Origin of the sequence: Mesorhizobium sp. LMG17149, from assembly GCF_024518695.1 — a bacterium.
Lineage (GTDB): Bacteria > Pseudomonadota > Alphaproteobacteria > Rhizobiales > Rhizobiaceae > Mesorhizobium.
Genome location: NZ_JANIFL010000009.1, coordinates 91,081 through 112,827, shown reverse-complemented (window position 1 = coordinate 112,827; position 21,747 = coordinate 91,081). Strand labels below are relative to the sequence as shown.

20 protein-coding genes are annotated in these 21,747 nt (G+C 62.5%); 15 read left to right on the top strand and 5 right to left on the bottom strand.

Going from position 1 to position 21,747, the window contains the following annotated elements:
- Nucleotides 1-16: 16 nt before the first annotated feature.
- Complete coding sequence (locus NP945_RS21615) at nt 17-952, bottom strand: choline ABC transporter substrate-binding protein (RefSeq protein WP_127266554.1); 936 nt, start codon at nt 950-952, stop codon at nt 17-19.
- A gap of 237 nt (nt 953-1,189) precedes the next feature.
- On the opposite strand from NP945_RS21615, the gene NP945_RS21610 reads away from it, so the two are divergent.
- The gene (locus NP945_RS21610; RefSeq protein WP_027039426.1) at nt 1,190-1,801 is read left to right on the top strand and encodes a thymidine kinase; all 612 of its coding nucleotides are present in this window, start codon (nt 1,190-1,192) and stop codon (nt 1,799-1,801) included.
- 69 nt (nt 1,802-1,870) lie between these two features.
- Here the strand turns inward: NP945_RS21610 and NP945_RS21605 are convergent, their stop codons facing one another.
- The gene (locus NP945_RS21605; RefSeq protein WP_127266552.1) at nt 1,871-2,767 is read right to left on the bottom strand and encodes a DMT family transporter; all 897 of its coding nucleotides are present in this window, start codon (nt 2,765-2,767) and stop codon (nt 1,871-1,873) included.
- 97 nt (nt 2,768-2,864) lie between these two features.
- On the opposite strand from NP945_RS21605, the gene NP945_RS21600 reads away from it, so the two are divergent.
- The 9 genes from NP945_RS21600 to NP945_RS21560 all read left to right on the top strand — a co-directional run bounded on the left by NP945_RS21600 (nt 2,865) and on the right by NP945_RS21560 (nt 13,903).
- Entirely contained in the window at nt 2,865-3,722 is an 858-nt protein-coding gene (locus tag NP945_RS21600) for a LysR substrate-binding domain-containing protein (RefSeq protein ID WP_256747469.1), read from the top strand.
- A gap of 94 nt (nt 3,723-3,816) precedes the next feature.
- Entirely contained in the window at nt 3,817-4,206 is a 390-nt protein-coding gene (locus tag NP945_RS21595) for a cytochrome c family protein (protein WP_127320774.1), read from the top strand.
- A 311-nt stretch (nt 4,207-4,517) separates the two neighbouring features.
- A complete protein-coding gene (locus tag NP945_RS21590) occupies nt 4,518-5,606 on the top strand; it encodes a hypothetical protein (protein WP_127266549.1) in 1,089 nt (362 codons plus the stop codon).
- 31 nt (nt 5,607-5,637) lie between these two features.
- Nucleotides 5,638-6,783, top strand: coding sequence for a hypothetical protein (locus NP945_RS21585; RefSeq protein WP_127266548.1), 1,146 nt, complete (start codon nt 5,638-5,640; stop codon nt 6,781-6,783).
- 24 nt (nt 6,784-6,807) lie between these two features.
- Nucleotides 6,808-8,718 (top strand): ATP-binding protein, encoded by a 1,911-nt coding sequence (locus NP945_RS21580; RefSeq protein WP_256747468.1) that lies wholly within the window; start codon nt 6,808-6,810, stop codon nt 8,716-8,718.
- 131 nt (nt 8,719-8,849) lie between these two features.
- Nucleotides 8,850-9,266, top strand: a complete 417-nt coding sequence (locus NP945_RS21575; protein ID WP_256747554.1) for an endonuclease domain-containing protein — start codon at nt 8,850-8,852, stop codon at nt 9,264-9,266.
- A 109-nt stretch (nt 9,267-9,375) separates the two neighbouring features.
- Nucleotides 9,376-10,680 (top strand): DUF6638 family protein, encoded by a 1,305-nt coding sequence (locus tag NP945_RS21570; RefSeq protein ID WP_128308492.1) that lies wholly within the window; start codon nt 9,376-9,378, stop codon nt 10,678-10,680.
- 105 nt (nt 10,681-10,785) lie between these two features.
- Nucleotides 10,786-11,910: a DUF2333 family protein gene (locus NP945_RS21565; RefSeq protein ID WP_127809509.1), complete on the top strand. Its 1,125-nt coding sequence runs from the start codon at nt 10,786-10,788 to the stop codon at nt 11,908-11,910.
- A gap of 313 nt (nt 11,911-12,223) precedes the next feature.
- Nucleotides 12,224-13,903 carry a formate--tetrahydrofolate ligase gene (locus NP945_RS21560; protein WP_127321325.1) on the top strand — a complete coding sequence of 560 codons (1,680 nt, stop codon included), beginning with the start codon at nt 12,224-12,226 and terminating at the stop codon, nt 13,901-13,903.
- Nucleotides 13,904-13,969: 66 nt separating this feature from the next.
- Here NP945_RS21560 and NP945_RS21555 read toward each other — a convergent pair whose 3' ends face one another.
- Complete coding sequence (locus NP945_RS21555; protein WP_127396751.1) at nt 13,970-14,614, bottom strand: cysteine hydrolase family protein; 645 nt, start codon at nt 14,612-14,614, stop codon at nt 13,970-13,972.
- Nucleotides 14,615-14,741: 127 nt separating this feature from the next.
- Between NP945_RS21555 and NP945_RS21550 the strand changes: the two genes are divergently transcribed.
- Entirely contained in the window at nt 14,742-15,737 is a 996-nt protein-coding gene (locus NP945_RS21550) for a GlxA family transcriptional regulator (RefSeq protein WP_256747467.1), read from the top strand.
- A gap of 5 nt (nt 15,738-15,742) precedes the next feature.
- Here the strand turns inward: NP945_RS21550 and NP945_RS21545 are convergent, their stop codons facing one another.
- The gene (locus NP945_RS21545; RefSeq protein WP_127321328.1) at nt 15,743-16,300 is read right to left on the bottom strand and encodes a sugar O-acetyltransferase; all 558 of its coding nucleotides are present in this window, start codon (nt 16,298-16,300) and stop codon (nt 15,743-15,745) included.
- A 143-nt stretch (nt 16,301-16,443) separates the two neighbouring features.
- Here NP945_RS21545 and NP945_RS21540 point away from each other — a divergent pair, with 143 nt between their 5' ends.
- The 4 genes from NP945_RS21540 to NP945_RS21525 all read left to right on the top strand — a co-directional run bounded on the left by NP945_RS21540 (nt 16,444) and on the right by NP945_RS21525 (nt 20,718).
- Nucleotides 16,444-16,905: a DUF4126 domain-containing protein gene (locus NP945_RS21540; protein WP_256747466.1), complete on the top strand. Its 462-nt coding sequence runs from the start codon at nt 16,444-16,446 to the stop codon at nt 16,903-16,905.
- On the top strand, nt 16,902-18,278 hold the full coding sequence (locus NP945_RS21535; RefSeq protein WP_256747465.1) for an FAD-containing oxidoreductase: 1,377 nt from the start codon (nt 16,902-16,904) through the stop codon (nt 18,276-18,278). The genes NP945_RS21540 and NP945_RS21535 overlap by 4 nt, the downstream gene beginning before the upstream one ends.
- Nucleotides 18,279-18,403: 125 nt before the next feature.
- The gene (locus NP945_RS21530; RefSeq protein ID WP_127272313.1) at nt 18,404-19,576 is read left to right on the top strand and encodes an MFS transporter; all 1,173 of its coding nucleotides are present in this window, start codon (nt 18,404-18,406) and stop codon (nt 19,574-19,576) included.
- Nucleotides 19,577-19,662: 86 nt separating this feature from the next.
- Nucleotides 19,663-20,718, top strand: a complete 1,056-nt coding sequence (locus tag NP945_RS21525) for a succinylglutamate desuccinylase/aspartoacylase family protein (protein WP_256747464.1) — start codon at nt 19,663-19,665, stop codon at nt 20,716-20,718.
- 1 nt (nt 20,719) lies between these two features.
- On the opposite strand, the gene NP945_RS21520 is transcribed toward NP945_RS21525, so the two are convergent.
- Complete coding sequence (locus NP945_RS21520; RefSeq protein ID WP_127273278.1) at nt 20,720-21,490, bottom strand: isocitrate lyase/phosphoenolpyruvate mutase family protein; 771 nt, start codon at nt 21,488-21,490, stop codon at nt 20,720-20,722.
- Nucleotides 21,491-21,747: the final 257 nt, after the last annotated feature.

The window sequence follows — 21,747 nt, the reverse complement described above, 5'->3', positions numbered from 1 at the left end:
CGAACGCAAGACCTGCTCAGCTTCCGAGCGCAGTCTTCACGGCTGCAGCGGCGTCGCCGCCATCGAAAGTGGTCACGCCGGCAATCCACGGAGCAACCGCGTCCGGATGCTTCTTGAGCCAGTCGGTCGCAGCCGTATTGGCGTCAGCGCCCTTGAGGATCGCGTCCATTATCTCGCCTTCCATATCGAGATTGAACTTCAGGTTGGCGATGAACTTGCCGGCATTCGGGCACTCGGTGGTGTAACCCTTGCGCACATTGGTATGGACAGTGGCGGCGCCGAAGCCGCTGTCGCCCATGCCATCGAGATAGGTGATCTTCATGGCACCCATCACCGGATGCGGCGTCCAGCCGAGGAAGGCGATCCATTCATTGCTCTTCATCGACTGCTCGGCCTGCGTCAGCATCCCGGCCTCCGAGGATTCGACCAGCTCGAAGCCTTCGAGATTGTCTTTCGGGTTCTTGATCATGTCGAGGATAATGCGATTGCCGTCATTGCCGGCCTCGATGCCATAGATCTTGCCGTTGAACTTGTCCTTGAACTTGCCGATATCGGTCAGCGATTTCACGCCGGCGTCAGCGACATAGGTCGGCACGACGATGCCGTAGCCGGCGCCGGTCAGGTTGGTGCTGATCGTCTCGACCGAGCCATCGGCGGTATAGTCCTTGATGTCGTTGGTCATCGACGGCATCCAGTTGCCGAGGAACACGTCGAGATCCTTGTTCTTCAGCGACGCCATGGTCACCGGCACCGACAGCTGGATCGTCTGCGGCTCATAGCCGAGCGCGGTCAGCAGCACGGAGGCGATGCCGGTCGTCGCCTGGATGTCGGTCCAGCCGACATCGGAAAGGCGCACCGCCTTGCAGCTCGCCGGATCGCCGGCAAAGGCAGCGCTGGTGGACAAAAAAGCCGCCAGACCGAGGCCGGCGACGAAAGAGTTCATACGCGACATAGACAGTCTCCCATTGTGATTCTTTGGCGAAGCGTAGCTACGGTTTCTATGCCCGCCTTGTTTCGTCAGCCAAACACCATTCTGGTGTGGTTTCAAGCATTAAGACAATCGCGATCAACGGCGCGGGCTGGCCAATCAGCGACACATCAGGCGCTTTTGTCTGGACAGGCGCCTTTTTCAGGGGAATGCCGCCGTGGCCTCTCCCCGCACGGCATCAAGTCGGCTTAAAAGAGCGGCATGGCCAAGCTCTACTTTCACTATGCGACCATGAACGCCGGCAAGACGACGATGCTCTTGCAGGCCTCTTACAATTATCGCGAGCGCGGCATGGGCACGATGCTGTTCGTCGCCGGCCACTATCGCAAGGGCGACACCGGCCTGATCTCGTCGCGCATCGGCCTGGAGACGGAAGCCGAGATGTTCCGCGATGGCGACGATCTGTTCGCCCGCGTCGCCGATCATCACGCGCATACGTCAGTGCATTGCGTCTTCGTCGACGAGGCGCAGTTCCTCGAGGAGGAGCAGGTCTGGCAGCTCGCCCGCATCGCCGACCGGTTGAACATCCCGGTCATGTGCTACGGCCTGCGCACCGATTTCCAGGGCAAGCTGTTTTCCGGCTCGCGCGCGCTGCTGGCCATCGCCGACGATTTGCGCGAAGTGCGCACCATCTGCCGATGCGGCCGCAAGGCGACGATGGTCGTGCGCCTCGGCCCCGATGGCAAGGTGGCGCGCCAGGGCGAGCAGGTGGCAATCGGCAAGGATGTCTATGTCTCGCTCTGCCGCCGCCACTGGGAGGAAGAGATGGGCCGCGCCACGCCAGACGATTTCATCGGCTTTATCAAAGGCTGACTCTGTCTCTTGGTTATTGGAGCAATTCCAGGGGAAGCGCTATGTGCTTTCCCGGGAATTGCTTCGGGCTCACACGGTCGAGACACGCCGTCTTGGAAACCGCCAGCCAAGCCGCACACCAAGCGTTGCCAGCGCAATCAGTGCCATGCCGGCTGCCTGCGCCGGTCCGAGCGGATGCCCATAGATAGCCCAGTCGACGATGATGGCGACGACCGGGTAGATGAAGGTGATGACGCCGATCACCGGTGTCGTCAGGCGTGGGAAGGCCGAATTCATCAACACATAGGCGATGCCAGTGTGCAGCACGCCGATGCCGAGCAGCCAGCCCCATGATGCAGGCGCAATATGTTGGCCGACGCCGGCGAACGGGGCGAGCATGACGACCCCCACCACCGTTTGGCAGAGTACCGTGATTTCGGCGCGCTGCTGGCCTAGGCCTTTGGCTAGGATCGTTGTAACGGCATAGAGCAGTGCGCCGCCCAGCGTCAGCGCAATGCCCGGCACCCAGTTGGCATCGGCATGACCGTGCGCGAAAACGAGGCCGCTGGCCAGCACGACGCCGAGAAACGCACCGAGCATCCACAGCAGTTGGTCGGGCGAGATGCGTTCCCTTAGGAAAACCACGCCGATCAGGACCACGAAGAACGGCTGGATATGGTAGATAATCGTCGTCGTGGCGATCGACGTCATGGCGAAGCCGGCGAAGAAGGCTGTCCAGCTCAGCACCATGCACACGCCGGCAAGTGCTGCAAGGGCAAGCCGGGACGGCAACAGCGTCCGATCCGGCAGGTAGCCGCGCAACAGGCACCATATGAGAAGGAAGATCGCGCCGAACACACATCGCCAGAAGACGACGGTGACGGGATGCAGCCCCGATTCCGTGGCGAAGGCGCCGACCGTGCCTGCGATCACCATTGCCAGAGCAAGGCTCGCGGCCGGGAAGCGGGCTGTCGAGGCGTCCGTCATGTGGTGGTTCCCAGCGATCCCAACCATCTGGTCACTGGCGCCACCTTCAAACAAGCGAATAGATTTGGAATGATCTATTCGATATGCTGATAGCACCATGGCCGCGCCACTCGATCTCAACCTGCTGAAAACCTTTGTCGCCGTCGTCGAGAGCGGCAGCCTTTCCAATGCAGCACCTCGGGTCGGCCGCAGCCAGTCGGCGGTCAGCATGCAGATGCAGCGGCTGGAGGAGATGGTCGGCAACCAGCTTCTGGTGCGTGGTCCCAGAACCGTCACTCCCAATGCGATCGGCGAGGATTTCCTGATCTATGCGCGCCGGTTGCTGAAACTGTCGGATGAAGCCTGGGCAAGCGTCACCCGGCCCAAGGAGACAGGCAGCGTCCGCTTGGGGGTGCCCGACGACTATGCCGCCTTCCTCCTGCCGCCCGTGCTCTCACGCTTCGCGGCGGAGCATCCCCTGGTGACGGTGGAGTTGATCTGCGAACAGTCGACCGCGCTGATGAAGACGCTGGCGGAGGGGCGGCTGGATCTGGCGATCATCACCCGCTTGCCGGAGCAGCCGCTTGAGGTGATCCGGCTGGAACGCTTCGTCTGGGTCGCCTCGCCCAACCATGTCGCCTGGGAGGCCGACCCGCTTCCGGTCGCCTTGTTCGAACCGGGCTGCGCCGCCAGGATGAATGTCCTGCAGGCGCTTGGCGATGCCGACCGCTTCTATCGCTGTACCTATTCAAGCGCCTCTCTGCTTGGCCTGATCGCCGTCGTCCAGGCCGGGCTCGCGGTGGCTGGCCTTGCGATGCGCAGCGTACCGCCATCGCTGCGCATCGTCGGCGGCAATGAAGGGCTGCCGGTGCTGCCGGACCTCGAAATCGGCATCCTGCGCAACCCGCTGTCGACGACCCAGGCGGTCGAGCGGCTGAATGATTTCCTGCGCCGCGATCTGGCACAACAGGCCTGACTCGCGGGCCTGTCTTCCGCAATCCCGCCGCGATGCAGCGTTTGTTAAAGCCTCGGTACTATAAGGCCGCCAGCCAGAACTCTCCGGGGGCAGCATGTTAAGAGCCGCTTCGTCCGCCAGCATCCTTCTCCTCGCCAGCTCGCTTGTGGCCCATGCCGGCGGCGACCCGACCCTGGGCAAGAAGGCCTTTAACCGGTGCATGGCCTGCCATGAAGCAGCCACCGACCGCGACAAGGTCGGTCCGCATCTGTTGGGCGTCGTTGGCCGCACCGCCGGTAGCGCCGAGAGTTATCTTGGCCGCTATTCCGAGGCGATGAAGAGTGCCGGCGCCGCCGGCCTGGTCTGGGATGAAGCCAATATCGCCGAGTATCTCAGGGCACCCAAGCTGAAAGTGCCCGGCAACAAGATGGCGTTTGCCGGCCTGACCAAGGACGACGACATCGCCAATGTCATCGCCTATCTGAAGGCCGATCCCAAGCCCTGATCCGCTGTTCGTCAGCTCTGTAAAACCGGCTTTCCCGTCGCATATCGCGGCCGCGATTGCTTCGGTGGTTTGCCCAATACAAAGGCATCCGTGCGCCTTCGCCTTGCCGCATGAAAGTTCAATGACAGCTGAACTATGGCTGGTCGGCAAGCTAATCACGCTAAGCCCACGCCTTCACTGGCTTTCAAGACCCTGACGAATTTTTTTGTTTTCACGCCGCCCTTGTCTTCACGTCTTTCAATCCCCTGATGCCCCACATATATTCGCCGCTGTTCGCGACCAGCGACGTCATGCCGAAGCGGGAGGCCCCAATGGCGACATTGCAGAATTTCGACGCCGAAATTGCCAAGACCAAGCAGGTCGTGCAGGACATGCGCTCCAAGATCGAGCAATCCGGCACCATGCTTGATACGCTTGCCACATCAGACAAGAAGATCGGCGACGCCAATTTCGACCTCGAGAACGCCCGCATCGAGGATGTGCTGAAGCAGCAGAAGGTAATGGAAGGCAACATTGCCGACCTGATCATCGGGCTAGAGGACGCCACCAACGTCTTCGGCGCCGAGTTCGAGAGCATGAAGAACTACACCGGCTGGGAAAAATTCATTGGCATCTTCTCCAGCCAGAGCAAGCAGCGCATGCGCACCGACCGCGTTCGCAACATGTCGCTGGCCGGCAATCTGCAGGAACTGCTGGTCAAATCCGACACCATCGTCGGCATATTGAAGGCGCAGAAAGAGGTTCTCGACCAACGCTACAAGACCTCGGAAACCAGCCTGTCGCAGGTGATCGAGCGCCGCAAGACCACCATGACCAACCTCGAAGCCGTGCAAAAGCGCATCGAGGAGCTCAACCCGATGCTGCTCGACATCGAAAACAAGATCGCCGCTTCGACCAGCCAGAAGGACCGCACGCAGCTCGAAGGCGAACGCTCCAAGCTGGCGACGGAATACAACGAAAAGCAGGCCAAGGAGCAGGAACTGCTGGCCGAGAGCCAGACGCTCGAGCGTTACACCTCGATGTTCCAGACCTTCGTCGATTCGCTCAACAACCAGATCGCCGCGCAATCGACGCTGATCAACAAGCTGACCATCGATACCGAGCAGCGCATCGTGCTCTACAAGGCGCTGGAAGATTCGCTGAAGACCGCCGCCCAGCAGGACGTCGCCCACAAGATCAACACGCTGGGCAGCCAGGTCGACAACACCGCCGAGGAAACCATGGCCGGTATCGGTGCTGCTTCGCAAAAGCACATCGGTGACCTGCTTGAGATGCACGAGAAGAACATGGTCGCCACCGCCGATATCCAGCGCCGCAAGAAGCTGGCCGACGATGCCTTCGCCCGCCGCTTCGACGAGGTGCTGAAGAAGCACAATTCGGCTAACTACGTGCAGTCTTAAGGGTGACAGCACTGCCCGCGAGCGACCAGGCATGACCCCCGAAAACGAAGCGGCGGCACGGTATTTTTCCGCCATCACGGCCGCGCTCAGCGGCCTTGAAGTGTTCATGCGCGACGATCGCTCGCCGCTCTACCGGCACGGCATCGTCGCCAAGATCGTCGCCGAACACATCGCCAGGCTCGACAAGTCGTTTTCCTGCTGGCGCAACCGGCTCGGCTTCATGGACACATTCCGCATTTCGCGCGCCGAAAGCGGATTTCCGGTGTTCCAGAACCTGCTCGAACTGGAAAACGACCGACGCCAGGCCGACGCGCGGCTTGCCAACATTCCGCTCGCCGGCGAGTTGCGCGAGGAAATGGCCGACTTCATCCTGCGCCACAAGGAATTCCCCGCGGCGCTGCAGAAGTCGATAGCCGAGCGGCTTTACCTCGAGGACGTGAAAAGCGAGAACACGTTCGGCCCGTTCACCCTGGCGCAAACGGCCAAGGTCTCGGTCAATCCGAAGACGGGGCGGCCCTATTATCTCGTGCACTGGGCGACGTTCGACGGCAGCGCCAACCTGCCTCTGGTCTACATGGTGACGGTGGAGGATTCGTCCGAAACGATGATCCGCCAGCTCGTCGACAGAAACGGCAAGCTGAACGAGACGATCGATATTCCTCTGCCGGTCGATGGCCTGCTCAATCCCGAGCTTGCCCACCGTTTCGACGATTTCACCGAGAAGAACTCCGCCTACACGCTGTCGCCGGCGACCATCGCGGTCAATCTCGACAAGGATTTCGAGCCGCTGCATCCCAAGCAGCTGCGCCGCGTCGTGCTCGGCCCGTTCTATTCGGCTGGCATCACCGACAACAATTCGACGGTGACCGAAGTCCTGGCCAAGGTGCGCAAGCCCGAAAATGCCTGGCTGCTGACCTGGACCATCCAGGAGGTCTATTCCAAGGCCGAGAAACCCGGCCGCAAGGGGCTGTTTTCGAGCGAGAAGACGACGCAGGAATTCTTCATCAATACCGACGATCTGGAAGCCGCGCGCCAGGGCGTGTCGAGCTACGAAAACCATGCACTGATTCCGCACGAGGCCTATCAGGCGCTCTACGCCGCCGGCGAGGCGCAGAAGATCTTTGCCGGCTACAAGGTTCACATTCTGTCCAACGGACAGGTCATCTCAGACGTCTGACCGTCACACCACGGAGCACCCTTCATGGATACCGGCCTGACCACCATCCCGGAAGCCGCCATCGAGAAGCACCGCGCCACCGCGCAGAGCTTCATCACCCGCGTCGTCGTGCTGGAGGACCCGTCTAGCGCCTCTGGCACCGCGCTTGCCGGTACCAACCGCCGCTTCGTTTCGACCGTCTCGGCCGGTTCGGTGCGCCGCACGCGCGAGGTCGAGCTGGCCAAGACCGTCGGCGCCGTTCATCCCGACGACCAGTTGCTGACCATCCCGCAGCACACGCTCCTGTTTCGCGCCCGGCGCGGCACGGCGATCGCGCTGGCAATATCGGACGTCTTTGCCGAGGGCTCGGACCTTGAAAGTCTGCAGGCCAAGAACACCCGCGCGCCGCTCGAGGGCGACGAGGCGTCCACCTTCAAGAAGCTTCTGTCGGCCTCGGCTTACATTTCGGCCTTCAGCCTCGCCTCCTACCTGTTCCAGCTGATCGACAGCGACGGCGAGGCGCCCAACGACAGTCCCGAACCGGACTTCCTGTTCGATACGCCGCAGGATGCGGTGAAGTCGATCCTGGCAGGCCTCGACAAGGCGATCTCGGGATCGTCCGACGACGCCGACCTGATGACAAGGGCGCGCGCCTTCGCCCGCGTCGCCATCGACGGGCTTCTGGCCCGCAAGGGCCGCTTCGACGGCATCGGCCCGTTCGAGAACGCGCATATCCGTATCGATGCCGACGATTTCACCCTCGATGGTTTCGACGTCGCGCCGGGCAAGCGTTCAAAACCGCTGGTGATGACATTCAAGAAGCCGGAAGAGGTCGTCGGCAACCACATCGCCAAATACCAGTCGGTCAAGCTCGCCAAGATGCTGATGGCCTACGACTTCGAGCGCGAACTCAATCCGTTCGTCGAACTCGGCGGCTTCCTGTTCACCTTCATCGGCGACGGCGCCCCCGGCACCGGCAAGACGACGCTGATCCAGATGATCGCCGGCCTCGTCAACGGCTATTGCCAGGTCGCCGGCTATCCCTTTGCCTACGAGAATTTCGGCGTCGACCAGATCTCGTCCTATCAGGGCAAATCAGGCCAGAACTGCCGCCAGTTCATCAACAATGTGCTGAACCCGCGCGTCATCGGCTTCGGCACCATCGACGACATCGACCAGGTGGCGGCGCGCCGCTCAGACGACCGCGCCTCGGCCGGCCAGCAGGAAATCACCGGCGTGTTGATGGATGCCTTCGCCGGTGCCGCGACCGTGGTGCGCGGCAACTGCTCGTTCGGCATGTTCTCCAACTATCCCGAAAATGTCGACGACGCGCTGCGCCAGCGCGCCGGCGCCCGCTGGCTGGTCGACGGGCCGCAGAGCCGCAACGACTACATCGACATTTTTGTCCTGCTGGCGGGAAAAAACCACAAGATCCCGCTCGGCGATCACGATCTCTACGCCGCGCAGGAAATCCAGCGCGCCGTGACCGAAGCCTATGAGGAGCACGAGAATCCGCAAGAAGACGGGCTGATGAAGGTCTACGAACGCTACATGAAGGAGAACGGCGCGCCGAAATCGATGGCCGACATCGGCACCTATCTGCACCTGATCAAGGATGCCGAGCCCCGTTTCACCGGCCGCGCCATCAAGAACGTCACCGACGCCATCAAGATGCGCGCCATGGACATCGAGCTTCCCGACGACTGGTTCGAGAAGCCGGAAGTCTTCATTCACAAGGGCTACGACGAGAAGAAAGCGATGATCGAGGAACTGCGCGGGCCGTTCTCGATGGACATGGTCATGCAGGAGATCAACCGCTACGCCGACTCGGAGTTCCGCTATTCCGACAAGTCCGACGACTCCGCCGTGCAAAAGCTGCTGCGCGACGCCCGCTTGCGCGAGCGAGCCGCGCGCGAGATGGAGGAGATGAAGAAAAAGGGGCTATGGAATGCCTAATGTTTCTTCCTCTGCAAATGCTAGTCATCAATGGACAGGCTGCAATCGCCACGCCGAAGGACGAGGCGCAAACGCTGACGCCCCCCTCTCCCCGTCCTTCACGGGGAGAGGGTAAGGGTGAGGGGCGGCGCATGCGTGGACCAGGAATCGCGACAACAAAACGTGCAAGACGTCTGCGCCAATCAGACAACGACGCCGAAGGCGCACTCTGGCTCGAACTGCGTGATCGCCGATTGAACGGCCATAAATTCGTGCGGCAATTCCCGATAGGTAAATATTTTGCCGATTTTGCCTGCAGAGAGTGCCAACTCATTGTCGAGATTGATGGCAGCCAGCACGCCGAGAACAAATACGACCAGGCCAGGGATCGCTTCATGATTTCAAATGATTGGTCTGTCCTCCGCTTCTGGAATGTCGACGTCTTGAAGGACCGCGAAGAAGTGCTCGAGACTATACTGGCTGCTGTTGAGGGGCGTCTCGATCGTCATATCGAAACTCATGAACTTCGTTTTTTTGCCGCCAAAGGTTATGGAGAGCCATGTCTTTGACCTTCAGCGCCGCCCCTCACCCTTACCCTCTCCCCGTAAAGAACGGGGAGAGGGGGGCGTCAGCGTTGGCGCTTCGCCTTTCCAGGCAAAGCCCGTCGGAACCTTCCGCATGAGCCCCGCCAAGAAACCCGATCTCCTGCGCGACAATGAGCTGATCTATGGCCGGCTGTTGACGGTCGACGAGCCGCACCTCATCCAGCGCTACAACAAGGCGCTGGCCGCGTTCGGCTTGAAGCCGACGAAACTGAAGAGCTTCCAGATCGACCGCACCGGCTTCTCGCCCGAAGTGGCCGAGGAATGCGATGATTATGACTATCTCGATCCCAATGAGGTCAACCGCCGTTTCATCATCCTGACGCCGTCGCAGATTGACCTGCCGGTGGTGCACACCGCCTTCTCCAACACCTCGCAACTGATGTTCGAGTTCATGTCCAGGAACCGGCGCGCCATCGATGCGCTGACGATCAAAGACGTCATCTACGGCGAGATCGAGGATTCCATTCCCAAGGTCAACGACATCGAGGACTTGCTGTCGATCAGCCAGGTCGAATTCAAGGTGCTGTCGGCCGAGGATGTGCTGGGCAAGGCAGCCGAACTCGGCAAGCTCGTCGACCGGCTGAAGCAGGAGCCAGATGCCTGGCGCGACAACGCCATGCTGACCCGCATGGTCGAGCTCGCCAAGATCTGCGGCGACATCCGCGAGAACGCGCTGGTACCCGACCAGGTGATCTTCCGACACAACGCCTACTGGACCAGCCATTTCGGCGGCCTCTACGTGTTCGTCGATCCGGATGTGACGACGGTGATCAGCGATCCGGCCGCCCCCGGTTTTCGCCGCTCGCGGCCGTGGCAGGTCAGCTATCTCTCGATCAACGACGCCGACAAGGTGTTCAAGTTCCTCGCCACCACCGGCCGCATCGAGCTGCCGCGTGCCTCCTGGGTCGAGGCCTCGGGCTATCTCGAGCACCGCGCCGAGATGGTGGTGCGCGCGCTGATCCGCGACGCCGAGCCGAACCGCAACTTGACCAATGTCGACAAGGTCTGGCTGCAGACCTGGATCCAGAGCCATGCCGACCTGATCACCAGGGACGGCAATTTCCCTTTCCTCAACGCCGCCAAGCGCGAGATCGCCCAGCTCGGCCACCTGAAGATCGAGGATGTCTTCCCGCAGCAGCGTTTCCTGGTGATCCGCGCCAAGCCAGACCACCCCGACGCCTGGCTGACCAACCGGCTGATCTCGGATTTCGTACCGTCGGACTTCGTCTCGCGCTACATCTTCAACAAGGACGGCTTCTACAAGGACTATGACGGCTTCAGCGATGCCTGGCGATCGCATGTTGTGGACGTTCTCAAAACCACATATTTGAAGGACAAGGTGGCGTTTCGCACACGCCTCTACGGCCTGACTGACTAGAACGAAAAGAACCGTTATTTCGTTCTAACTTCTTGTTTTGGCGTATGATGTTATCCAAAAAGTCTGCAACTTTTTGGCATCATGCTTTGAGGGGGTGACACAGCCATGCTCGATCCGATCGTGAATTTCTTCACCCGTATTTTCCAGTGGATCGGCCGCGGCATCGGCCTCCTGATCGGTGTCGTCCTGTGGCCGTTCCTGTGGGCCGGACGCTGGTACACGCAGCGCGGCTGGATCCTCAAGGCCGTGGTCGGCCTCGCATTGCTGGTGCTGATCGGCCTCTATGCAAACTTCTTCTACGCCACCCAATGGTGGACCAACTTCAACCCCAATTATCCCAGCACCTACACGTTCGAGAAGCGCAACGTCTCCGCCGGTGAACAGGTCGCCGCCGGTGCCGGAACCGACACCGCCAAGACCTGCGGCAACTCCGGCATTGCCCAGATCGCCGCTGACCTGACCGACTTCAACGTGAACCAGAATGCCTGGATCTCGTCGATGATCCTCTACAAGCTGGGCCTGTTCGGCATCGACTGGGACCACACGCCGTGGATGGACAACAAGGCCTCCTTCCAGCGCGGCATCAACCAGGCGGTGCGGCGCACAGCGACCGAACTCGCCGACAATCTCGGCCGGGTCCGTACCACATCGCAGATTGATGCTGATCTGCAGGATGCTCGCGGCAATCTGCAATTCGACGAATACACCTGGTATTTCGGGGTGAGCCCGTTCGGCCCGAAGACGCCGACGCCGAGCTATTACCGCGACGCGGTGCGCAAGCTGCGCTCCTTCAACGCACGACTTGCCACCTGCCAGGCGACCTTCGATGCTCGCGCCGACAATCTGAAGCAATATATCGACCGCATCGCATCCGACATCGGCTCGACCTCGGCCATCCTCAAGGAACGCGCGGAAAACCACAACAATGGCTGGTTCGATTTCCGCGCTGACGATCGTTACTGGTTCGCCTATGGCCAGCTCTACGCCTATTACGGCCTGATGAAGGGCGCCCAGGCCGACTTCGAGGACGTCATCAAGGAAAAGCATCTGCAGAGCCTGTGGGACACGATGGACGCGCAGTTCGTCTCGGCGCTGCGCATCCAGCCCTTCATCATCGCCAATGGCCGCGAGGATGGCTGGCTGCTGCCGACGCACCTGACGACGATGGGCTTCTATGTGCTCAGGGTGCGCTCCAACATGGTCGAAATCAGCAACGTGCTGACGCAGTAGCGCTGTTCCATTAGGGACCAGGCGATGGCGAATTTGCGCCGTCGCCTCTGTCGCATTCCGTGCATTGTGCGGCTGTTTTGAGACGGCGGAACGGCGCGTCCTCTGGCTTCTATACGGCGCGGCAACGGAGCCGGGAAGAACCGACGACAGGTCGGCCGGTCCGTAGAGGAACTTTCTCCAGAGGAAACATATTTGCATACAAGTTGACGCCGTGGCAGCGACAGGGTTAGAACATGCCCGCGCCCGGTTCCAACCTGCTTGCCAGTAAGATCAAACCCGTCCCCTCCACCGTCCAATCCAGAGGAAAGCCGTCATGGCCGAAGTGAAGTCCGACATCGAGATCGCGCGCGGCGCCAGGAAAAAGCAGATCCAGGAGATCGGCCAGAAGATCGGCATTCCGACCGAACACCTGCTGCCCTACGGCCACGACAAGGCCAAGATATCAGCCGAATTCATCAAGTCGGTGAAGGGCAACAAGGACGGCAAGCTGATCCTCGTAACCGCCATCAACCCGACGCCGGCCGGCGAAGGCAAGACCACGACTACGGTTGGCCTTGGCGACGGCCTGAACCGCATCGGCAAGAAGGCGATCGTCTGCATCCGCGAGGCCTCGCTAGGCCCGAATTTCGGCGTCAAGGGCGGCGCTGCCGGCGGCGGTTACGCGCAGGTCGTGCCGATGGAGGACATGAACCTTCACTTCACCGGCGACTTCCATGCCATCACCACGGCGCACAATCTGCTTTCCGCACTGATCGACAACCACATCTACTGGGGCAATGAGCTCGGCATCGACACCCGCCGCGTCGTCTGGCGCCGCGTCATGGACATGAACGACCGGGCGCTGCGCGAGATCATCTGCTCGCTCGGCGGCGTCGCCAACGGTTTCCCGCGCGAGGGCGGCTTCGACATCACCGTTGCTTCGGAAGTGATGGCTATCCTGTGCCTGTCGACCGACCTGAAGGACCTGGAAAAGCGCCTCGGCGACATCATCGTCGCCTATCGCCGCGACAAGTCGGCCGTCTATGCCCGCGACCTCAAGGCCGACGGCGCCATGGCCGTGTTGCTCAAGGACGCCATGCAGCCTAACCTGGTGCAGACGCTGGAGAACAACCCGGCCTTCGTGCATGGCGGCCCGTTCGCCAACATCGCGCATGGCTGCAACTCGGTCGTCGCCACCACGACGGCGCTCAAGCTCGCCGACTACGTCGTCACCGAAGCCGGCTTCGGCGCCGACCTGGGTGCTGAAAAGTTCTTCGACATCAAGTGCCGCAAGGCAGGCCTCAAGCCGGCGGCGGCCGTCATTGTCGCCACCGTGCGCGCCATGAAGATGAATGGCGGCGTCAAGAAGGAAGACCTCGGCAAGGAGAACGTCGAGGCGGTGAAGAAGGGCTGCGCCAACCTCGGCCGCCACATCGAGAATATCCGCCAGTTCGGCGTGCCGGCGGTGGTTGCGATCAACCACTTCTACTCCGACACCGACGCCGAAATCCAGGCGATGAAGGACTATGTCGCCTCGATGGGCGAAGAGGCGATCCTGTGCAAGCACTGGGCGCACGGCTCGGCCGGCATCGAGGATCTCGCCAACAAGGTGGTGGCACTGGCCGAATCCGGTGCTTCGCAGTTCGCGCCGCTCTATCCCGATGCGATGCCGCTGTTCGAGAAGATCAACACCATCGTCCAGCGTATCTATCGCGGCTCGGAAGCGATCGCCGACAAGTCGGTGCGCGACCAGCTCAAGGCCTGGGAAGACGCCGGATACGGCCACCTGCCGGTGTGCATGGCCAAGACGCAGTACTCGTTCTCGACCGACCCGAACCTGCGCGGCGCGCCGACCGGCCACACGGTGCCGGTGCGCGAGGTCAGGCTTTCGGCAGGTGCGGGCTTCGTCGTCATCATCTGCGGCGAGGTCATGACCATGCCCGGCCTACCGAGGGCGCCGTCCTCGGAAAAGATCTTCCTCAACGAGATGGGCCAGATCGAAGGCCTGTTCTAGAATCCTTCTATTCGAACAGAAAGGGCGCCGCAGCGATGCGGCGCCCTTTCTGTTTTCAGATAGTCCCTACGCGGCGCTGCGTGACAGCGCCCGCTGGTTGGAGCCGAAGATGGTGTCGCGTTCCGGCAGCGCGCCGGTCTTCAGGCACTCGACCCATTCGGCGGTCTTGAGCACGGCGGCAAAGCGCGACTGCAGGATGATCGTGACCACGCGGTGGATCTCCTCGGCCGAGGCGTAGCCGGCGCTGTTGGCGTAAGGCACCGATCCGGTCGCATCCGACAGGAACTCGACGGCAAAGCCCATATGCACGGCGTGGATGATGGTCGACAGGTCGCAATTGTGCGTCATGTAGCCGACCACCGTGATCGTATCGATGGCGTTGGCGCGCAGCCAGTCCTCGAGGTCGGTGCCGGTGAAGGCGGAGGGCAGGTTCTTTTCGACATAATGGTCGCGCCCACGCCTGGCTATTTCGGGATGCAGTTCGCCGCCATGGCTTCCCCTGGCGAAGATCGGCGATGTCTCGGGCGCCATCTGCTTGACGACCACCACCTTGATGCCGGCAGCAGTCGCTGCATCCATCGCCCGCGCCACATTGACGACGCTGTCGCGGAACGGCGGATGCTGGATGGCAAGACTGCCGCCGTCATAATCGTTCTGCACATCGACGACGATCAGCGCCCGGCGCGGCGTGGCGTTGGCTGGGTCAGACATGGTGTTTTCCTTTCCGGCTTGAATGCGATGGGTGGAAAATAGGTGGGTTGCCAGACAGCCGAAAGTGGCCCGATTGACATCATTCGAAAGAATTGGGACAATCCGCATTCAACTGCCGGAAGCACCCATGACCGACCCGATCATTGCCGTACTCGCCTTCGACGGCATCAGCCCGTTCCACCTTTCCGTACCGTGCCTGGTCTTCGCAGAGGACAGGACGGCGCTTGGCCTGCCGCGCTTCGACTTCCGCATCTGCGCGGTCAAGCCCGGCCCGATCCACACCGAGGCCGGACTGACAATTGCCGCGCCGCATGGGCTCGAAGGGCTCGACGGCGCCGATATCGTCATCATTCCAAGCTGGCATCATCTCGGCGAGCCGGCATCGCCGTCGCTGATGGAGGCGTTGCGCCGGGCGCACCAACGCGGCGCCTTGATCGTCGGCCTGTGCCTCGGAACCTTCGCCATTGCCGCGGCCGGGCTGCTTGCGGGCCGTCGTGCCGCGACGCACTGGGCCTATTCCGAACAGTTGCAGAAACTCCACCCCGACGTCGCCGTCGATGCCTCGGTGCTCTATGTCGACAATGGTGACATCGTGACCTCGGCCGGCGTCGCCGCCGGTCTGGACTGCTGTCTCCACATCGTGCGCGCCCGCTACGGCGCGGAAGCGGCACTGCGGCTCGCCCGCCAGATCGTTCTTTCTCCGCATCGGCAGGGCGGGCAGGCGCAATTCATCGAGCATCCGGTGGAAAGAAGCGCGGACGCCGACCGGTTCACCCAGGCCCTCGACGCGGTTCGCGCGGCGCTCGGAGAGACGCATAGCCTGGATAGCGTCGCCGAAGCCGCCGGCCTGACCCGGCGCACCTTTACCCGCCGCTTCCAAAAATCGATCGGCACCAGTTTCGGCGATTGGCTGACCAGCCAACGGATAGAACTGGCTCAACGGTTGCTGGAGGCGACAGAGAAATCGATGGACCTGGTGGCGTTCGAAGCCGGCTTCGGCAGCGCCACCTCGCTGCGCCAGCATTTCGCCGCAAGACTCAGGACATCGCCGGCGCAATATCGGCGCGAATTCTCCAGAAGGACCGACCAGGGCGAGCGCATGACGTACGTTCTGTCGTCCTGATCTATTCAGTCCCGCTTGACCTGATGTGCCGGATTGCCGACCACCGTGGTGTTCGCAGCCACGTCGCGCGTCACCACCGCCCCCGCACCGACAATGGCACCTTCACCGATGCTGACGCCGCCAAGGATGACCGCTGAGCCGCCGATCCACGCATTGGCGCCGATCTCGACCGGCTTGGCGATCTCCAGTCCAGCTTGCCGCCCAGCGACCTCCTTGTGATGCTCGGCACAATAAATCTGCACATTGGGGCCAAGCAGCGTTCCCTTGCCGATGCGCACACTCGCCGTGTCGAGGATGGTGCAGCCGGCATTGAGAAAGACGCCGTCGCCGAGAAAGATGTTGAAACCATAGGCGCAGTGAAACGGCGCCTCGATGCGGGCGCCCTCGCCGGCGTCGCCGAGCAAAGCTTTCAAGCCCGACCCGAGATTGCCGCGCTGCCGCGGCGGCAGGCAATTGTGCTCGAACACCGCGTCACGCGCTACCACACGCAAGGACTCCAGCTCATCATCGAGGCAGGTGTACCATTCGCCGGCCGCCATCTTCACGCGCTCGCTTTCGGCCATGACGCTGTCTCCAGTTCACGTCCTTCAAAAGCACAAGTGCGGCCAACAGAAAAGCGCCGATGCAAGTACTGGTCAAATATTGGACCTATGGTAGCCTGCCGTCTTAAAGGCCGTCCTGGCCCGGTGATCGAGGGGGATCGACCATGCTCTACATTCTCGCACTTCTGATCGGCGTCATTGCCGGTCTTCGCGCCATGACGGCGCCGGCTGCCGTTGCCTGGGGCGCTTATCTCGGCTGGCTGCCGGTTGCCGGCACCTGGGCGAGCTTCATGAGCCACTGGGCGGCTGTCGGCATCTTCACCATCCTGGCCATCGTCGAACTGATCACCGACCAGTTGCCGTCGACGCCGAGCCGTAAAGTGCCGCAGCAATTCGGCGCCCGCATCGTCATGGGCGCCTTCACCGGCGCGGTGATCGGCGCGACAGGCGGCGCCACCATCGGCGGCTTGATTGCCGGCGCCATCGGCGCCGTCATCGGCACGCTGGGCGGCGCTGAAGCTCGCGGCCGGCTCGCAGCCGCCTTCGGCAAGGATCCGCCCGCCGCCTTCATCGAGGACGCGGTGGCGATCATCGGCGGCCTGCTGATCGTAGCGGCGGTGGCATGACGACGAAAACCTTCGACGCCATCATCATCGGTGCCGGACAGGCTGGCCCTCCGCTGGCCGGCCGACTGACGGCCGCCGGCATGAGCGTGGCGCTGATCGAGCGCAAGCTGGTCGGCGGCACCTGCGTCAACACCGGCTGCATGCCGACCAAGACCATGGTCGCCAGCGCCTACGCCGCGCATCTTGCGCGCCGCGCCGCCGACTACGGCGTGACGCTCAGTGGCCCCGTCGGCGTCGACTATGCCAGGATCAAGGCGCGCAAGGACAAGGTGACGATCGACGCCCGCACCAATCTCGATACCTGGATTGCCGGCATGGACAAATGCACCCTCTATCGCGGCCATGCGCGTTTCGAATCCGCCAACACGGTGCGCGTCGGCGACGATCTGCTGACCGCCGAAAAGATCTTCCTCAACACCGGCGGCCGAGCCTCGGTCCCAGACCTGCCTGGCATCCACGACATCGACTATCTGACCAATTCCTCGATGATGGATCTCGACGTGCTGCCGCGCCATCTCATCGTCGTCGGCGGCAGCTACATCTCGCTCGAATTCGCACAGATGTTCCGCCGCTTCGGTAGCGAAGTCACCGTCATCGAGAAGAGCCCACGCTTGACCGGCCGCGAGGACGAGGATGTCTCCGCCGCCATCCTGTCGATCCTCGAAAACGAGGGAATCACGGTCCATGTCGGCGCCGACGACATCGCTTTCGCCAGACAGGGCCAGGACATTGCCGTGACCTTCTCCGCCGGCAAACCGCCGGCGGTCGGCTCGCACGTGCTGCTGGCTCTGGGGCGGACGCCCAACACCGATGACCTCGGCCTGGAGAGGGCTGGCGTGGAGGTCGACAAGCGCGGCTTCGTCTCTGTAGACGACCAGTTGCGCAGCAGCGTGCCCGGCATCTGGGCGATGGGCGACTGCAACGGCAGGGGCGCCTTCACCCACACCTCCTACAACGACTACGAGATCGTCGCCGCCAACCTGCTGGACAACGATCCGCGCAAGGTCAGTGATCGCATCGAAGCCTATGCGCTCTACATCGACCCACCGCTCGGCCGCTGCGGCATGACCGAGGCCGCGGTGAAGAAATCCGGCCGTCGCGCGCTGGTCGGCCAGCGGCCGATGACCCGCGTCGGCCGCGCTATCGAAAAGGGCGAGACGCAGGGCTTCATGAAGATCCTGGTCGACGCCGACACCAGGCAGATCCTCGGCTGCTCGGTGCTCGGCCCCGGCGGCGACGAGGTTATCCATAGCGTACTCGACCTGATGTACGCCAAGGCGCCCGTCGACACGCTGGCGCGTGCCGTGCACATCCACCCGAATGTCTCGGAGCTGTTGCCAACCATTGCCCAGGAATTGAAGCCGCTGGTTTGACAGCCTGTTAGCGACCCATTTCAAAGCTCTTCCTTTTCTGCATCGCTGCGATGCAGCAATGCAGCTTGCGCACGGTGGCGTCCTTCGCGCAGTCTCAATTTGAACCGATTCAGTCTGGACGCCCCATGCCCTTGCCGATCCTTGCGCTTGCCATTGCGTCCTTCTGCATCGGCACCACCGAATTCGTGATCATGGGCCTGCTGCCCGAGGTCGCAGCCGACCTCGGCGTATCGATCCCTTCTGCCGGCCTGCTGGTTACCGGATATGCGCTGGGCGTCGTCTTCGGCGCGCCGATCGTGGCGATGGCCACCGCGCATTTGCCGCGTAAGCCTGTGCTGGTCGGGCTGGCCGTCCTGTTCGTCATCGGCAATCTGTTTTGCGCCATCTCGCCCAACTACTGGACGCTGATGGCCGCGCGCGTTTTCACCGCTTTCGGCCATGGCGCCTTCTTCGGCATCGGCTCGGTCGTTGCCGCCAGCCTGGTGCCGCGCAACAAACGCGCCAGCGCCATCGCGCTGATGTTCGCCGGGCTGACGCTGTCCAACATCCTGGGTGTTCCCGCCGGAACCGCACTTGGCGAAGCGTTCGGCTGGCGCTCCACCTTCGTTGCCGTGGTCGGTATCGGCCTGATCTCGGTGGCAGCGATCGCCTGGCTGGTGCCGTCCGATGTCGCCCAGCCAAGCGGTGGCGGCCTGCGCGGCGAGCTGCGCGTGCTGGGCAAGCTGCAGGTCTGGCTGGCCATGCTGATCGCGGCGCTGACCTCCGCAAGCCTGTTCACCGTCTTCACCTACATCAAACCCTACCTCACCGAGGTATCGGGCTTGTCGACCTCGGCAGTCACGTGGGTTCTGCTGCTGTTCGGCGCGGGCATGACCATCGGCAACATTATCGGCGGCAGACTGGCCGACTGGAAACTGATGCCGACAGTGATCGGCACGCTGCTGCTGATGGCCCTGCTTTTCGTTGGCTTCAGGCAGTTCGGCGCAATCGCCAGCGTTGCCGTCGGCATCGTCTTCCTGTGGGGCCTGCTCATCTTCGTCGTCGTGCCGCCGCTGCAGATCCGGGTCGTCGAGGCGGCCTCCGAGGGACCGAACCTCGCCGCCACGCTGAACCAGGGCGCCTTCAATGTCGGCAATGCCAGCGGCGCCTGGATCGGCGGCGTTGCCCTTTCCGCCGGTGTTTCCTATGCCAATTTGCCGCTGGTCGGCGCAGCACTCGCTTTGTTGGCGGTCACCGTCGCCGTGCTGTCGCAGGCGCTGGACCGGCGCGCGCCGGTCATCCCGCTTCCGGCTGAATAGCCTCTTGCGCCCATAGCGCGGCGGGCTGGACCAATCGACATCGGCGCCTTCAAATCGCATGTCTCTCGCTCTTGATGGAGGAAGTCATGCAGAAATCGATCGAGCGCATCGCCGGCGAAAGCGAAGGGGTTTCCTACGAATTCCCGCTGTTCCGCTTCACTGGTTCCGACAAGGCTGCTCCTTCGGCATACCTGCAGGCGGCACTCCATGCCGGCGAGTTGCCGGGCGTCGTCGCCATCGACGCGCTGATGCCGATGCTTGCCAGGGCGGAGGCCGAAGGCCGCATCAAGGGCAATCTCACCATCGTGCCCTGGGCCAATCCGATCGGCCGGGCGCAATATCATTTCGGCGAGCATCAGGGCCGCTTCCATCTGGGCACGCGCACCAATTTCAACCGCGGCTTTCCGCTGCTCGCCGCGCCCGACACAGCGCTCTTGCCCGACACCACCCTTGGCAGCGTCGACCAGCGGCTGAAGACGCGGCTGGTGCAGCTCTCGCTCGGCCATGACATCGTGCTCGACCTGCACTGCGATGACGAGGGCCTCGCCTACCTCTACGTCCACACCAGCCTGTGGCCTGCCATGGCCGATTGCGCCGCCGCCATGGGCGTCGACGCGGTCGTGCTGTGGAGCGAGGACACCGACGGCACCTTCGAGGGCGCCTCGATCATGCCCTACCAGAACGTCCCCGCCGATGTGGCCAAGCTCGACCGCCGCGTCGCCACCACCGTCGAATATCGCGGCATCCTCGATGTCGACGGTGCCCTGGCCGCCGCCGACGCCGACGGCCTCTACCGGCTGTTGGTGGCGCGCGGCGTGATCGCCGATAGCACCCTGCCCGCGCCGGGTCCTTTCACCGGCTTCGTGGCGCCATTGGAAAACATCGACATGATGCCGGCGCCACGGGCAGGTGCCGTGCTCTACGACGTGAAGCCGGGCGACCGTGTCGCCAAGGGAGCGCGCCTCGCCACCATCATCCATGCACCGGGTGAAGCCGACGGCCGCACCGAAGTGTTCGCACCGCAGGACGGCCTCATCCTGACCCGCCGCTCTCGCCGCATCATTCGCGCCGGCGAGGATCTTCTGAAGCTGGTCGGCGACAGGAAGAGCGCCGACGCCCGGTCGGGAACGCTGGAGGACTGACTTAACCCGAAATAGCCAGTCGCGCCTTCGCCTCCAGCCATTCCGCCATCTGCCGGTAAGGCACCGGGCCGTGGCTGATGCGGGCGACGCCGAGTTCGGCCAGCCGCTGGCGCGGCGGCACGTGCCCCAGCGCAATGATGTTGACCGGCAACGCGATTGCCTTGCAAAGCGTCTCGATCAGGTCCTCATCGCCAAGACCCGGCGCAAAGAAGCCGTGTGCGCCGGCTTTTTCGAAGGCCTGCGCGCGCTCGATGGCCTGGTCGAGCAGGACGTCGTCATGCGCATCCGGTTTCGCCTTGAGGAAGATGTCGGTTCGGGCGTTGATGAACGCCGGTATGCCGGAGGCCTTGACGGCCGCTGCCGCAGCTTCGATGCGTTTTACCTGAACAGAAATGTCGTGCAGGCCGGTGCCGCCGACAACCTGGTCTTCGAAATTGAAACCGATAGCGCCGGCCCGTAGCGCCAACGTCACCGTGCGAGCCACAATCTCCGGATCGACGCCGTAGCCGCCCTCGAGGTCCATGGTCACCGGCAGGTCGACGGCAGTGACGATGCGCTTGATGTTGTCGAGCGCCAGCTCCAGCGGGATTTTCTCGCCATCGGCATAGCCGAACGCGGCAGCCACCGGCCAGCTTCCGGTGGCGATCGCCTTGGCGCCCGCTTTCTCGACGATCTTGGCCGAACCCGGATCCCAGACGTTGTAGAGAACGATCGGGTTTCCCTTGACGTGGAGGGAATGGAACGTCCGCGCACGCTCGATCTGCTCGGTCATGGTGTTTTCCCGTCTCCTGCTGTTAGAGGAACAGTCTAAGCGGCACTGTCCGCCCTGGCGATGTGCCATGAGACGCTGAAGCGGCGGCCACCGGACAGGCTTTTCAAATCAGTTGCGCATCCGGTTTTTCGCGGCTATGGATTTTCGCCATGAACATGCGTTCGATCAAGACCATTTGGTGGTGGGCCTGCTGACAGCGGCCTGTTCGAACACGTGCGCGTGAAAAGAGAGGGTGGCCGCAGCGGAAAGTCCGGGCG